The organism is Streptomyces sp. NRRL B-24484 (assembly GCF_000717715.1).
In the GTDB taxonomy this organism is placed as follows: domain Bacteria; phylum Actinomycetota; class Actinomycetes; order Streptomycetales; family Streptomycetaceae; genus Kitasatospora.
Genome location: NZ_JOAI01000001.1, coordinates 224,773 through 238,268 on the forward strand (window position 1 = coordinate 224,773; position 13,496 = coordinate 238,268).

The window sequence follows — 13,496 nt, forward strand, 5'->3', positions numbered from 1 at the left end:
GAGATGGGTCATGACCGAGCATCAGGACATATCGCTGGACTGGATGTCCGGCACCGGCGAACCGCACGCGCCGGTGGACCTGCGCCCGGAGGTCCCGCACCCGGCCCGGATGTACGACTACTACCTGGGCGGCAAGGACAACTTCCCGGCGGACCGCGAGGCGGCCGAGAAGGTCCTCGCGCTGAGCCCGCTGGTGCGGCTCAGCGCGCTGGCCAACCGGGCGTTCCTGCAGCGGGCGGTGCGCCACCTCGCGGCGGACGGGGTGAAGCAGTTCCTGGACATCGGCACCGGCATCCCGACCGCGGGCAACACCCACCAGACCGCGCAGCTGGTGCACCCGGACGCCCGGGTGGCGTACGTGGACAACGACCCGATCGTGCTGGTGCACAGCCGGGCGCTGCTGGCCGGTTCCAGCCGCGGCACGGTGACGGTCACCCAGGCCGACCTGCGCGACCCGGCGAAGATCCTCGCCGACCCGCAGGTGCGCGAACTGCTCGACCTGGGGCGGCCGGTGGCGCTGCTGCTGTTCGCGGTGCTGCACTTCGTGGACGACGCCGACGACCCGTACGGCATCGTGCGGACGCTGGTCGACGCGCTGCCGCCGGGCAGCCACCTGGCGCTCTCGCACGGCACCGGGGACTTCGTGCCGGCGTCCGAGGCCGAGAAGGGCCCGGCGATCTACCGCAGCGCCACCGCGCAGCTGAGCATGCGCACCAAGGAGCAGGTGCTGAAGTTCTTCGACGGCCTGGAGCTGCTGGAGCCCGGCCTGGTGACGGCCCCGCTGTGGCGGCCGGACACCGCGCCCTCGGCGACCGACGCCGAGGTGGGCATCTGGGCGGGCGTGGGCCGCAAGCCCTGAGCCCTCCGGGCCGCCGCCGTCCCGCCTCGGCCGTCGGCCGTCGGCCGGCGCCCGTACCCCCCTGGTGACTCCGGGGGAACGGGCGCCGCACGGCGGCTACTTGACGGATCCGGCCATCGCGCCCTGCACGAAGTGGCGCTGGCAGGTGAAGAAGACGGCGACGGGCACCAGCAGCGACAGGAAGGCGCCGGGGGCGAGCACGTCCAGGTTGCTGCCGAACTGCCGCATCTGGGACTGCAGCAGGACGGTGAGCGGCTGGGAGTCGCTGCCGGCGAAGACCAGGGCCACCAGCATGTCGTTCCAGACCCAGAGGAACTGGAAGATCGCCAGTGAGGCGAGCGCGGGCATCGCGAGCGGCAGCGCGAGCCGGCGGAAGACCGTCCACTCGCCGCAGCCGTCGATCCGGGCGGCCTCCATGACCTCCTGCGGGATCTCCAGGAACTGGTTGCGCAGCAGGAAGACGGCGAACGGCAGCCCGTAGGCGACGTGGAACAGCACCACGCCGGGGACGGTGCCGAACAGGCCGACCGCGCCGAGCAGCCGGGCGACCGGCACCAGGCCGATCTGCACGGGCACCACCAGCAGGCAGACGACGACCAGGAACAGCCAGTCCCGGCCGGGGAAGTCGAGCCAGGCGAAGGCGTAGCCGGCGAGCGCCGCGAGGGCGACGGTGAGCGCGGTGGCGGGCACCGAGATCAGCACGGTGTTCCAGAACGCACCGAGCACCTCGCCGCCGCCGAGCAGGGCGGTGTAGTTGTCGAGGGTGAGCCTGGCGGGGTGGGCGAGCACCGTCCACCAGCCGGAGGCGGCGCTGTCCTCCTTGGGCCGCAGCGAGGTGAGCAGCAGACCGACGGTGGGCATCAGCCAGAGCGCGGCGGCGACGAGCAGCACGGCCCGGACGGCTCCGCTGCGGGTGCGGGCGGCGATCCGGGCGGCGAGCCGGGGCCGCGGCCGGGTGGACCCGGCGGTGCCGCCGGGGGCGGGCCGGGTGAGCAGCTGGGTCATCGGGTGCTCCTGCGGAAGCGTCGGACGTTGAGGACCATGGCGGGCACCACCAGCAGCAGCAGGAGCACGCCGAGGGCGCTGCCGAGGCCCTGGTCGTTGCCGCCGCCGAAGGAGACCAGCCACAGCCGCAGGGCGAGCACGCCGGCGTCCTGCTGGACGGGGCCGGGGGCGACGACGAAGACCAGGTCGAAGACCTTCATCACGTTGATGACCATGGTCACCAGGACGACGCCGAGCACCGGGGCGAGCTGCGGCACGGTGATCCGGCGGAAGATCTGCCACTCCCCCGCGCCGTCCATCCGGGCGGCCTCCAGGGTCTCCCGCGGCAGGTTGGCGAGGCCGCCGGCGATGACGACCATCGCGAAGCCCGCCCAGATCCACAGGTAGGCGCCGATGATCGCCGGGGTGACCAGGCCGGGGCCGAGCCAGGCGAGGCCGCGGTAGGGGGCGGCGAAGTTCGACGCGGGCAGTTCGACGGTGCCGCTCGGGTGACCGGGGAAGGCGAAGGAGCCGTCGGCGGCGGTGGTGGCGGTGGCGATCTGCCGCTGCCCGTCGAGCAGGCGGACGGTGACGCCGGGCAGGCCGTGCTCGCCGGGGTCGATCGTGCCGGGGGTGCCGCCGCCGGGGGTGACGTCGAGCCAGACGGTGCCGTGCACGCCGGCTCCGGCGGATGCGGCCGACCCGGTGGTGGCAGGCGCGGCCGGCTTCGCCGTGGCGGGCAGGGCGGCGGGCTTGAGTCCGACGAGCGGCACGGCGACGGCGCTGCCGGGTGCGGCCGGGACGGCGCGCACCGCACCGTCGGAGGCGGTGGCCGGGCCGCCGGGGCGGGGCCGGGCGCCGGGGTAGGAGGGGTCGGGGTCGAAGGTGTCGTGGACGGCGACCGCGGCGGCGTTCAGCACGCCGCGGGCCGGGTCCTGCTCGTAGACCAGCCGGAAGGTGATGCCGGCGGCGAGGAAGGAGATCGCCATCGGCATGAAGACCAGCAGCCGGAAGGCGGTGCCCCAGCGGACCTTCTCGGTGAGCACGGCGAAGACCAGGCCGAGGCCGGTGACCAGCGCGGGCGCCACGGCGACCCAGATCGCGCTGTTGCGCAGCGCGGTGAGGGTGGCGTCGTCGGTGAACGCGGTGCGGTAGTTGCCGAGGCCGACGAAGCCGGTGCCGGGCGCGTCGTAGAGGCTGCGGACCACGGACCAGCCGATGGGGTACAGCACCAGTGCGCCGAGCAGGGCGAGGGCGGGCAGCAGGAAGAGGGGGGCCGGGCCCCGGCGCCGCAGGGCGGCGCCGGAGCTCCGGGGTCGGGTGGGTGTCCTCATGGGGACGTCAGCCCTTGTACGCGGCGGCCGCGGCGGCTTCCAGCCGCTGGGCGGTGCCGTTGACGTCGGTCGGGTTCGCCAGGAAGTCCTGGAGGAGCTTCCACTCGCCGCTGCCCTGGGTGCCGCCGAAGGCGGCGGGGGCCTGGTCGGAGAGGTCGAAGCGGAAGCCGTCGGCGGCGGCGATCAGCGACTCGGCGGTCTGCCGGGTGGTGTCGTCCGGGTAGGCGGCGGGCTTGACGGCCTTGTTGGGTGACAGGAACCCGCCGGCGCCGGCCCAGACCTCGCCGGCCTCGGGGCCCGCGAGGAACTCCAGCAGCTGCTGGGCGGCGTCCTTGTGCTTGGCGTCCTTGAGGACGACGGCCGCGTCGCCGCCGCCGACGACCGGCGCCTTGCCCGTGCCGACGGCCGGGAACGGGAAGAACTTCGCGTCCTCGCCGACCTTCTTCTTGAGCTCGCCGGAGACGACGGCGCCGACGAAGTCGCCCTCGTAGACCATCGCAGCGGTCGGCTTGTCGCCGAACACGGCCTGGACGGACTCGGGGAAGTCGGTCTGCAGCGCGCCCTTGCCGCCGCCGGCGACGAGCTGCGGGTCGCCGAAGACCTTGCCGAGGGTGGTGAGGGCGGCGACAACGGTCGGGTCGGTCCAGGGGATCTGGTGCTTGGCCAGCTTGTCGTAGTTCTCCGGGCCGGCCTGCGAGAGGTAGATGTTCTCGAACCAGTCGGTGAGCGGCCAGCCGGCCTCGCCGGCCACGGAGAAGGCGGGCAGGCCGCTGTCGGAGACGGCGTGGCCGGCGGCGAGCAGCTGGTCGAAGGTGGTGGGCGGCTTGACGCCGGCGGTGTCCAGGGCGGCGGGGCTGTACCAGACGGTGGACTTGTGGGCGGCCTTGAAGTACAGGCCGTAGAGCTTGCCGTCGACGGTGCCGTAGTCGGCCCAGATCTTGGCGAAGTCGCGGTGCAGGCTGTCGGCGACGGCGGGGGCGAGCGGCTCCAGCCAGCCCTTGCGGGCGAACTGCTGGAGGACGCCGAGCTGCGGCATCATCACGACGTCCGGCGGGTCGCCGCCCTCGATCTTGCTGCCGACCAGGGTGGAGACGTTGTCGCCGGTGGAGATGTAGACGGTCTTCGCGCCGGTCTTCGCGGTGAAGGCGTCCAGCACCTTCTGGAAGTTCTTCTGCTCGACGCCCGTCCAGGCGGCGGCGACGCTGACGGTCTGCCCGTCCAGGGGCTTGGCGGTGGCGTGGTCGGCGGCGGTGCCGCCGCTGCCGCAGGCGGTGGCCGTGGCGGCCAGGCCGAGGGTGGCCGTCAGGGCGACGGCCGCTCGCAGGGATCGCATGTGGTGTCCTCTCGGTCGGCGTTCCGGCCGGGGCCGGGTGCCGTTTCGGGGGTGGGGCCGGCCGTGGGCGGCCGGGCTGCCGGTGGAGGAGTGCCGTGGGGGTGCCCGCTCCGCCGGGCCGCGGATGCGTGGCACGGTGGTCGGCGGAGCGGGCGGCGGCCGCGGTCAGGTGGGCGGCCGGTGCCGCGCGGGGAGGCAGGTCGCGCGGACGTCTTCGGGGGGTGGCCCGCCCCGCGGGCGGGAGGGTGTCGCGGGGCGGGCCGGTGGCCGCCGCGCCGGAATCGTCCGGGGCGGCCGGGGCCGCGGGTGTGGGCGCGCGGCCGTTCAGGGGTGCAGCGGAGTGTTAGTGACGGCGCGTCAGAGCGATGCTGCGCCGGCCGTCCACCAGGCGGCGGTGCCGGCGGGGAGGGTGCAGGGCGGGCAGGGGCCGCTGGCGAGCAGCGGTTCGCGGTCGACGGGGGCGAGGGCCGGCTCGTCGCCGAAGTTGACGGCGCACAGCAGGCCGTCGCCGCGGACGAAGGCGAGCACGCCGGGCGGGGTGTCGATCCACCGCAGGGTGCCCTCGCCGAGCTGCGGCAGGACGCGCCGCAGGTGCAGCGCCTCGCGGTACAGGTGCCAGGCGGAGCCGGTGTCGGCGAGTGCGCGTTCGGCGGTGTGCGCGGCGAAGTGGGCGGGCTGCGGCAGCCACGGGTCCTTGCCGCCGTCGGGGGCGAAGCCGAACGGCGGCTCCTGCCCGGACCACGGCATCGGGATGCGGCAGCCGTCCCGGATGCCGGTGCGGCTGCCGGTGCGGTGGTAGATCGGGTCGGTGAGCACCTCGTCGGGCAGGTCGTCGACCTCGGGGAGGCCGAGTTCCTCGCCCTGGTAGAGGTAGGCGGCGCCGGGCAGGGCGAGCATCAGCAGGGCGGCGGCACGGGCCCGGGCGGCGCCGGCCAGCGGGTCGCCGGCGTGGAAGCGGCTGGTGGTGCGGACCTGGTCGTGGTTGTTGAGCACCCAGGTGACGGTGGATCCGGTGGCGGCGATGTCGTGCACGGCGGCGTCGATGACCCGGTGCCAGTGCGCGGCGTCCCAGGGGGCGTGCAGCAGGTGGAAGAAGAACGCCTGGTGGAGTTCGTCGGGGCGCAGGTAGGCGGCCTGTTCGGCGGCGGTGGGTACGGAGGCCTCGCCGACGAGCAGGCGCTGCCGGCCGTCGCGGGCGGTGTACTCCTCGCAGACGGCGCGCCAGCGGCGCCAGATGCCGTGCACCTCGGGCTGGTTCCAGGCGAGCGGGTTGACCGAGTCGCGGGTGCGCTCGTCGGCCTCCGGGTCGGGCGAGTCGGGCAGCTCGGGGTGCTTGAACAGGCCGGCGGCGACGTCGATCCGGAAGCCGTCGGCGCCGCGGTCGAGCCAGAAGCGCAGGATCCGCTCGAACTCCGAAGCGACTTCGGGGCGGCGCCAGTTGAGGTCGGGCTGCTCGGGGGTGAACAGGTGCAGGTACCACTGGCCCCAGCTGCCGTCGGCCTCCCGGATCCGGGTCCAGGCGGGGCCGCCGAACATCGCCCGCCAGTTGTTGGGCGGCAGTTCGCCCGCCTCGCCGCGGCCGTCGGCGAAGTGGAAGAACGCCCGCTCGGAGCTGCCGGGTGCGGAGCGCAGCGCGGCCTCGAACCACGGGTGCTCGCGGGAGCAGTGGTTGGGCACGATGTCGAGGATCAGCCGCAGGCCCAGCAGCCGGCAGTCCTCGGCGAGCAGGTCGAAGTCGTCGAGGGTGCCGAACAGCGGGTCGACGGCGCAGTGGTCGGCGACGTCGTAGCCGTGGTCGTGCTGCGGGGAGGCGTAGAACGGGTTGAGCCAGACCCCGTCCACGCCGAGGCGCTTGAGGTACGGGAGGCGGGCGCGGACGCCGGCCAGGTCGCCGACGCCGTCGCCGTCGGAGTCCTGGAAGCTGCGCAGGTAGACCTGGTAGACGACCGCGTCCCGCCACCAGGGGCGGTCGGGGCCGGCCGCCGGCGGGGCGGTGAGCAGGGCACGGGCGGGCGCGGTCGGTGGATCGCCCGGGGTGGGGGACGTGAGCATTCGTCACCTTCAGGAAGGACACGGCGGGGCAGCGCCGCAGAGGTCGCACAGGGCCCCGCAGGTGCCGTCCCGGCGGCGGGGTACATGCATGTTATGTAGCTCGACAGGCGACGTCCAGAGCGGGTTCGCCGACAATACACGGACATATCCGCCCAAGCGCCAACAAAAGAAGGGGCCCGGATACTTAACAAGTAAGTATCCGGGCCCCTTCCGGGCTTCTTCCGGGGCCGCAGCCGGCGCTCAGCCGGTGATCGACTTCAGGTCCGCCGCCATCCGGGCCACCGCCTCGTCGGCGCTGCTGCGGCCGAGCAGTGCCTCGTACGCCGCCGCGCTCACCGCGAGGCTCACCTGCTGGTACTCCGGCGAGGCCGGCCGGCGCACCGCGCCCTCCAGCGCCTGCCGCACCACCGGCAGGTACGGATTGCGCCGCACCAGCTCCGGGTCGGTGTACAGGTCCGCCCGCACCGGTGGCAGTCCGCCCTCGGTCAGCACCCGGCGCTGCACGTCCCCGCCGGTCAGGAACCGGATCAGGTCCCGGGCCGTCCGGCCGTTCCGGGAGCGGGAGTTGACCGCCAGGTCGGAGCCGCCGAGAACCGAGGTGCCCGGGCCGTCCGGGCCCGGCAGCGGCACCACGCCGAACTTCCCGGCCACCGCCGACCCCGGCCCCTCGGCCTGCGGGTACGCGTACGGCCAGCAGCGCAGGAACAGCAGCCGGCCGTCCTGGAACGCCTGCCGGGACTCCTCCTCGCGGTAGCCGAGCGCCGCCCGCGGGATCCAGCCCTCCCGCAGCCCGCGCGCCAGGAACTCCAGGCCCGCCCGGGCCTGCGGGGTGTCCACCGCCACCGAACCCCGGTCGTCCAGCAGCCGCCCGCCCGCCGAACCGACCGCCTCCGCGACGTTCACCGTCAGCCCCTCGTACGGCAGCAGCTGTCCCGCGTAGCCGTCCAGGCCGTGCCGCGGCGCCACCTCCCGGGCGAGCCGTTCCAACTCGGCCCAGGTGCGCGGCGGCTGCGCACCCTCCGCAGCCAGCACGTCACTGCGGTAGTACAGCAGGCCTACGTTGGTGGTGAACGGCACCGCGTACAGCCGGTCCCGCCACCGCCCGGTGCCGACCGCGGACGGCAGCAGACCGGTGGGCGCCATCCCGGCGTCCAGCGGCGCGATCCAGCCCTTCTCGGCGAACTCGGCCGTCCACACCACGTCCAGGTTGACCACGTCGAAGCGGTCGCTGCCGCGGGACAGGCCCTCCGCCAGCTGCGCCCGGACCTCGTCCGCCGCGTCCGGCAGCTCCACCAGCGTCGCCCGCTCGCCGGGATGCCCGGCGTTCCAGCTGTCCAACAGGCCCTGCAGGTAGCCGGCCCGGTCCCGGCCGGTGACCAGGGTGACCGGCCCGGTGCCGGACGCGTCCGGGTCGTCGGCGTCGTCGGCGTCGTCGGGCAGCGAACAGCCGCCCGCCAGCAGCACGCCGGCCAGCACCCCCGCCAACTTCCCCAGACTCCGACGGCGCACCGAACCGACCTCCACTCCGCCCGCCGATGGGCGGGACCGCCCGCCTCGCGTACCGTGTGACCGGGCCGGGCCACCGGGCCGCGTCGCGGACGACAAGCCAATGACGACAGAGTATGCCCGGACGAACGAAGGGAGGGGAGGGTCCGAGTGCGGCTACCGCTGCTCGCGCTGCTCGCCAAGGAGCCGGCGCACGGCTACGAGCTGAAGCAGGCCCTTGAGCAGACCTTCGGCGCGGCGTACCCTCGTGCGAACATCGGCCAGATCTACGTCACCCTCGGACGTCTGGAGAAGGCCGGCCTCGTCGAAGGCCAGGACGTCGCCCAGGACGGCAAACCCGACAAGCGCGTCTACGCCATCACCGACACCGGCCGCCAGGAGGTGGCCACCTGGCTCGGCGAGCCCTCCGAGGGACCGCGGGTCCGCGACGAGTTCTTCCTCAAACTCGTGCTGGCCCCCGGGACGCAGCTCGCCGACCGGCTGACGCTGATCAACAACCAGCGCCGGCACTACCTGAACGTCATGCGCGGCCTGAACCGGATGGCCACCGAGGAACGCGGCAACCAGGTCTCCCAGTTGCTCATCGAGGGCGCCGTCCTGCACCTGCAGGCCGACCTCGACTGGCTGGAGAGATGCCAGGAGGAACTCACGTGACAGGCCAGGACACCGCCGTCCCGGTGTTGCGCGCCACCGGACTCGTCAAGACCCACCGGGCCGCCCGCGGCGGCGCCGAGGTCAGGGCCGTCCGGGGCGTCGACCTCACCGTCGGACGCGGCGACTTCGTGGCGATCACCGGCCCCTCCGGCGCCGGCAAGTCCACCCTGCTGCACCTGCTCGCCGGCCTGCGCCGCCCCGACGCCGGCGAGATCCACCTCGACGGCCGGCGCGTCGACACCCTCCGCGAAGCCGACTGGGCCGTGCTGCGCCGCCGCCGGATCGGCATCGTCTTCCAGACCGGCAACCTGGTCTCCGACCTCACCGTCGCCGACAACGTGGAACTCCCCGCCCTGCTCGCCGGCCACAGCGCCCGCACCGCCCGGGAACGCCGCGAGGAACTCCTCACCGAACTCGGCCTCGCCGACCGCGCCGACGCCGCACCCGGCGACCTCTCCGGCGGCGAACGCCAGCGCGCCGCCCTCGCCCGCGCCCTCGTCAACGACCCCGACCTGCTCTTCGCCGACGAGCCGACCGGCAGCCTCGACAGCCGCAGCGCCCGCGAGGTCCTCGCCCTGCTCACCCGCCACCACGCCAAGGGCCGCACCATCGTCCTCGTCACCCACGACGCCCGGGTCGCCGGCAGCGCCGACCGCGTGGTCAGCCTCTTCGACGGCCTGATCACCGACGACACCCGGATCGACGACACCCCGCCCGTCCGCGGTGTCCGCGACGTCCTCGACCTCGGCGGCTGAGCCCGTGCGCGCCGCCCTCCGCTGGATCCGCGCGGACCTCGCCTCCCACCGGCTGCCCGCCCTGCTCGTCGTGCTCGCCACCGCCGGCGTCGCCGCCGCGCTGCTGCTCGCCGGCACCCTGCTCAACAACGTCACCGGGCCCTGGCAGCGGCAGTTCGCCCGCGCCGACGGCGCCCACGTGTGGATCGAGACCCGCACCGACCACGCCGACACCGCGCTCGCCCGGCTGCCCGGCGTCACCGCCGTCGGCGGACCCTACGACACCACCACCGCCACCCTCACCGGACGCAACGGGCGGCCCGTCACCGGACCCGAACTCCCGCTCTCGCTGCGGGCCACCGACCCCGGCCCGCCCGCCCTCTCCGCCCCGCTGCCGGTCGCCGGCGGCCGACTCGACGCGGCCCGCCCGGACGGCATCGTCCTGGAGCACTCCCTCGCCTCCGCCGCCTGGGCCCGCCCCGGCGACCGGCTCACCCTGCGCGGGCCCGACGGGCGCAGCCACACCCTCACCGTCCTCGGCATCGCCGACAGCCCCGACCGCGCCCGCTACCCCGACCTGCGGCCCGGACTCGCCTGGGTGCTGCCCGGCACCCTCGACACCGTCCAGCCCACCGCCGCCCTGCGCGGCCACGCCGTCGGCCTCCGCCTCGCCCGCCCCGCCGACGCCGACTACACCGCCCAGCGCGCCGTCACCACCCTCGGTGGCGACGTCACCCGCGTCGCCACCTGGACCGACGCCCGCGACTCCCACGAACGCGAGAGCCGACCCGCCGGCCTGCTGCTCGGCCTGTGCGGCCTCGCCGCCCTCGCCGCCGCGGCCCTCGCCGTCGCCGGCGCCGCCGCCGGCCGGATCAGCTCCCGCCTCGGCGACATCGCCGCCCTCAAGGCCCTCGGCTTCACCCCCGCCGGGATCGCCCGGATGTTCGTCGCCCAGCACCTGCTGCTCGCCACCGCCGGACTGCTGATCGGCGGCGCCGGCGCGCTCGCCGCGGCCGCCCTGCTGCCCGCGCTCGCCCCCGACCCCGGCATCACCGCCACCCCGTGGGCCCTCGGCCGGGCCGTCTTCGGCAGCGGACCGCTCGCCCTGCTCGCCGCCCCCGCCTGCCTGGTCACCGTCGCCGCCGCCTCCGCCCTGCCCGCGCTGCGCGCCGCCCGGGTCCCCGCCGTCCCGCCCGCCGAGGGCGAACCCGCGCGGGACCGGCCGCCCCGCCCCGCCCGGCTCGCCCTGCTGCGCCGACTGCCGCCCGCCCTCGTCCTCGGGATCCGCGGCGCCGTCCGCGGCCGCGGCCGCACCGCCACCGCGGCCCTGCGGATCGCCGTCCCCGTCCTCGCCTGCACCCTCACCCTCACCGCCTGGTCCACCCTCGACGGGCTCGGCCGCACCGCCACCGCCGGCTCCGCCGCCACCCTCACCGTCCGCGCCGCCGGCCCGGACGACCCGCTGCCCGCGGCCCTCGCCGCCGACCCCGCCGTCTCCGGCGTCCACCCAGGCGCCGACCGGGAGGCCCTCGCCCCCGGCCAGTCCACCACCGTCACCCTGCGGGCCCTCGGCACCACCGACCGCCCCTACCCGTTCGACGTCGTCGAGGGCCGGACCGTCCGTGCCACCGGCGAAGCCGTCGCCGGTCAGGGCGCCCTCGACCTCCTCGGCATCCGGGTCGGCCAGTGGGCCCGCGTCACCACCGACGGCACCCCGCGGATCCTGCACGTCGTCGGCCGCATCGTGGAACCCGACCGCGGCGGCCGCATCGTCTCCACCGGCCTCGACACCCTCGCCGACGCCACCACCGCCGACCCGCGGCCGGACTACTGGACGGTCACCCTCCGGCCCGGCACCGACGCCGACCGGGTCTCCACCGCCCTCTCCGCCGCCTTCCCCGGCCGCCTCGACGTCCGGCCCACCACCGCGCCCTTCGCCGGACTCGCCACCGTCCGCGCCGCCGTGGTCGGCCTGGTCGCCCTGCTCGCCCTCATCACCCTCGCCGAACTCCTCACCGTCGCCGCGGTCGCGCTGCGCGCCCACCGCCGCGACCTCGCCCTGCTGCGCACCATCGGCCTCACCCCGCGGCAGGCGATGGCCCTCGTGGTGACCCGCTGCGCCACCGTCGCCCTCCTCGGCGGCCTGCTCGGCGCCGCCCTCGGCGTGCCGCTCGCCCTCGCCCTGATCGACGCCCAGGGCGCCGCGACCGGCGTCGGCGCCGGACTCGCCCACCCGCCCTCCGCCGCCGCCCTCGCCACCCTGGTCACCGCAGCCGTCCTCGCCGCGGCAGCCGCAGCCGCCCTCCCCGCCCTCCGAGCCGCCCGCGAACCCGCCGGCGAAGTCCTCCACCGCATCTGAGAACGGAACGGATCGGGGCAGGCCGGATCAGGGGCGCGGGGAACTGCGCAGTCCGAGGGTGGTCACAGCAACCATCAGGGCCGGCCCAGGTTCGTACGGTGGCCCGCATCCGAATTGTGCAGTTCCGCCCCGGCCCCCGGCCTCCGGCCGGGAGGTACCCCCACGCGCCCCCGGGGTGAACCGTCAGGCCTCCCAGAGGCCTGCGAAGAGGTCGTCGAGCCGGTCGTCGCCGATCGGCGGTTCGGGCAGCGGGTGGGCGCCGCGTACCCGGAAGCCGTCCAGCAGCAGCGCGAGGTGACGCCGCCACAGCCCCGGCCGGAGGCCCTCCGCCGCGGGCACCGCCCGGCACAGCGGCCCGAGCAGGAAGAGCAGGTCCGTCGCGACGACGTCGCACCGCATCGTGCCCTGTTCCTGCGCCCGGGCGACCAGGACCCCGACGGTCGCGGCGTTGCGGTGGCTCATGTCGGCGAGCACCGGAACGGTCGGAATGGCCATCGTCACCAGGTCGTTGATGCCGCGGCTGGTGGCGACGAGTTCGAAGATCCGGGTGAAGTAACCTTCGACGGCCGTCCAGGCGTCCTCGGCCGCGAGGGCTTCCTCGCCGGCCGCCGCGAGGACGGCCGCCGCGGGGCGGAAGACCTCGCCGATCAGGTCCTCGCGGGTCGGGAAGTGCCGGTAGAGGGTGGCGTTGCCGACTCCGGCGCGGCGGGCGATGACGTCGAGCGGGGCGTCGAGGCCGAGTTCGGCGAAGACGTCCGCGGCGGCCGCGGCCAGTGCCTCGCGATTGCGCCGTGCGTCCCGCCGCTGCGGTGCCGGCCGCTCCCCGTCTGCCACGCGCACACCCTAGCCGTCCCCGGATCGCCGGAAAACCTCCGAGAAGATCTCGTCACGGGATGTCGAGGCACCGGAGTCCCGCTCCAGGACGTGTCGTCAAAGGCGACGGGCGGCCCTGAATCGACCTCCCGGGTGCCCTCGAAGACCACTCCTAAGCGGTCAGTTGCTCCCAGACCTGCCGGATGCGGGCGGTGAGGTCGTCCAGCGATCCGCTGTTGTCGATGACGATGTCGGCGACGGCGAGCCGGTCCTCGCGGGTGGCCTGGGCCGCCATCCGGGCCTTGGCCTCGTCCTCGGCCATGCCGCGCAGCCGCACCAGCCGGTCGAGCCGGATCTCGTCGGGCACGTCCACGACCAGGACCTGCTGGTAGAGCGGGGCGAGGCCGTTCTCGGCGAGCAGCGGGACGTCGTGCACGACGACGTCCTCGGGTCCGGCGGCGGCCTCCAGGTCGGCGGAGCGAGCGCGTACCAGGGGGTGGACGATCGCGTTGAGCGCGGCGAGCCGCTCGGGGTGGCCGAAGACGAGCCGGCCGAGGGCGGGGCGGTCGAGCGAGCCGTCCGGCTGCAGGACCTCGGGGCCGAACTCGGCGACCACGGCGCGCAGTCCGTCCGTCCCGGGGGCCACCACCTCGCGGGCGATCAGGTCGGAGTCCACGATGACGGCGCCGAGTGCGGCGAGTTGCCGGGACACCTCGCTCTTGCCCGCGCCGATCCCGCCCGTCAGTCCGATCCTCAGCATGGCGCCCAGGCTACCGCCCGGTCACCTCCGGCCGCAGGCCGCTCCCCCGCCGGTCGCCGCTTCCCCGGCCGGGCGCCGCCGGGCGAACAGGGGTCGAACATCCGGCGG

11 protein-coding genes are annotated in these 13,496 nt (G+C 75.2%); 4 read left to right on the forward strand and 7 right to left on the reverse strand.

Features of this window, described 5'->3' with window-relative positions:
* The first annotated feature begins 10 nt into the window (after window positions 1-10).
* Window positions 11-859 (forward strand): SAM-dependent methyltransferase, encoded by an 849-nt coding sequence (locus tag IE98_RS0101000; RefSeq protein WP_078660693.1) that lies wholly within the window; start codon window positions 11-13, stop codon window positions 857-859.
* Window positions 860-955: 96 nt separating this feature from the next.
* Here the strand turns inward: IE98_RS0101000 and IE98_RS0101005 are convergent, their stop codons facing one another.
* The 5 genes from IE98_RS0101005 to IE98_RS0101025 all read right to left on the reverse strand — a co-directional run bounded on the left by IE98_RS0101005 (window position 956) and on the right by IE98_RS0101025 (window position 8,071).
* Window positions 956-1,864: a carbohydrate ABC transporter permease gene (locus IE98_RS0101005; protein WP_078660694.1), complete on the reverse strand. Its 909-nt coding sequence runs from the start codon at window positions 1,862-1,864 to the stop codon at window positions 956-958.
* Entirely contained in the window at window positions 1,861-3,177 is a 1,317-nt protein-coding gene (locus tag IE98_RS0101010; RefSeq protein ID WP_030262434.1) for an ABC transporter permease subunit, read from the reverse strand. The genes IE98_RS0101005 and IE98_RS0101010 overlap by 4 nt, the downstream gene beginning before the upstream one ends.
* Window positions 3,178-3,184: 7 nt before the next feature.
* A complete protein-coding gene (locus IE98_RS0101015) occupies window positions 3,185-4,510 on the reverse strand; it encodes an ABC transporter substrate-binding protein (RefSeq protein ID WP_030262438.1) in 1,326 nt (441 codons plus the stop codon).
* Window positions 4,511-4,867: 357 nt separating this feature from the next.
* Window positions 4,868-6,562 (reverse strand): glycoside hydrolase family 13 protein, encoded by a 1,695-nt coding sequence (locus IE98_RS0101020; RefSeq protein ID WP_043173184.1) that lies wholly within the window; start codon window positions 6,560-6,562, stop codon window positions 4,868-4,870.
* Between the two features lie 240 nt (window positions 6,563-6,802).
* Window positions 6,803-8,071: an extracellular solute-binding protein gene (locus IE98_RS0101025; RefSeq protein WP_030262443.1), complete on the reverse strand. Its 1,269-nt coding sequence runs from the start codon at window positions 8,069-8,071 to the stop codon at window positions 6,803-6,805.
* A 147-nt stretch (window positions 8,072-8,218) separates the two neighbouring features.
* Between IE98_RS0101025 and IE98_RS0101030 the strand changes: the two genes are divergently transcribed.
* From IE98_RS0101030 to IE98_RS0101040, 3 genes are read left to right on the forward strand one after another with little or no spacing between them, the layout of a single operon-like run.
* Window positions 8,219-8,722: a PadR family transcriptional regulator gene (locus tag IE98_RS0101030; RefSeq protein ID WP_030262446.1), complete on the forward strand. Its 504-nt coding sequence runs from the start codon at window positions 8,219-8,221 to the stop codon at window positions 8,720-8,722.
* Complete coding sequence (locus tag IE98_RS0101035) at window positions 8,701-9,477, forward strand: ABC transporter ATP-binding protein (protein ID WP_030262449.1); 777 nt, start codon at window positions 8,701-8,703, stop codon at window positions 9,475-9,477. Before IE98_RS0101030 ends, IE98_RS0101035 begins: the two co-directional genes overlap by 22 nt.
* Before the next feature lie 4 nt (window positions 9,478-9,481).
* Entirely contained in the window at window positions 9,482-11,815 is a 2,334-nt protein-coding gene (locus IE98_RS0101040; protein ID WP_030262451.1) for an FtsX-like permease family protein, read from the forward strand.
* Window positions 11,816-11,998: 183 nt separating this feature from the next.
* On the opposite strand, the gene IE98_RS0101045 is transcribed toward IE98_RS0101040, so the two are convergent.
* Window positions 11,999-12,649, reverse strand: coding sequence for a TetR/AcrR family transcriptional regulator (locus tag IE98_RS0101045; RefSeq protein ID WP_030262453.1), 651 nt, complete (start codon window positions 12,647-12,649; stop codon window positions 11,999-12,001).
* 151 nt (window positions 12,650-12,800) lie between these two features.
* Window positions 12,801-13,388 carry a dephospho-CoA kinase gene (gene coaE, locus IE98_RS0101050; protein ID WP_030262457.1) on the reverse strand — a complete coding sequence of 196 codons (588 nt, stop codon included), beginning with the start codon at window positions 13,386-13,388 and terminating at the stop codon, window positions 12,801-12,803.
* Window positions 13,389-13,496: the final 108 nt, after the last annotated feature.

Excerpts from the sequence above, each read along its gene's own strand:
- IE98_RS0101015 (WP_030262438.1), bottom strand. The coding sequence starts at position 4,510 with ATGCGATCCCTGCGAGCGGCCGTCGCCCTGACGGCCACCCTCGGCCTG.
- IE98_RS0101020 (WP_043173184.1), bottom strand. The coding sequence starts at position 6,562 with ATGCTCACGTCCCCCACCCCGGGCGATCCACCGACCGCGCCCGCCCGT.
- IE98_RS0101000 (WP_078660693.1), top strand. The coding sequence starts at position 11 with ATGACCGAGCATCAGGACATATCGCTGGACTGGATGTCCGGCACCGGC.
- coaE (WP_030262457.1), bottom strand. The coding sequence starts at position 13,388 with ATGCTGAGGATCGGACTGACGGGCGGGATCGGCGCGGGCAAGAGCGAG.
- IE98_RS0101010 (WP_030262434.1), bottom strand. The coding sequence starts at position 3,177 with ATGAGGACACCCACCCGACCCCGGAGCTCCGGCGCCGCCCTGCGGCGC.
- IE98_RS0101035 (WP_030262449.1), top strand. The coding sequence starts at position 8,701 with ATGCCAGGAGGAACTCACGTGACAGGCCAGGACACCGCCGTCCCGGTG.
- IE98_RS0101005 (WP_078660694.1), bottom strand. The coding sequence starts at position 1,864 with ATGACCCAGCTGCTCACCCGGCCCGCCCCCGGCGGCACCGCCGGGTCC.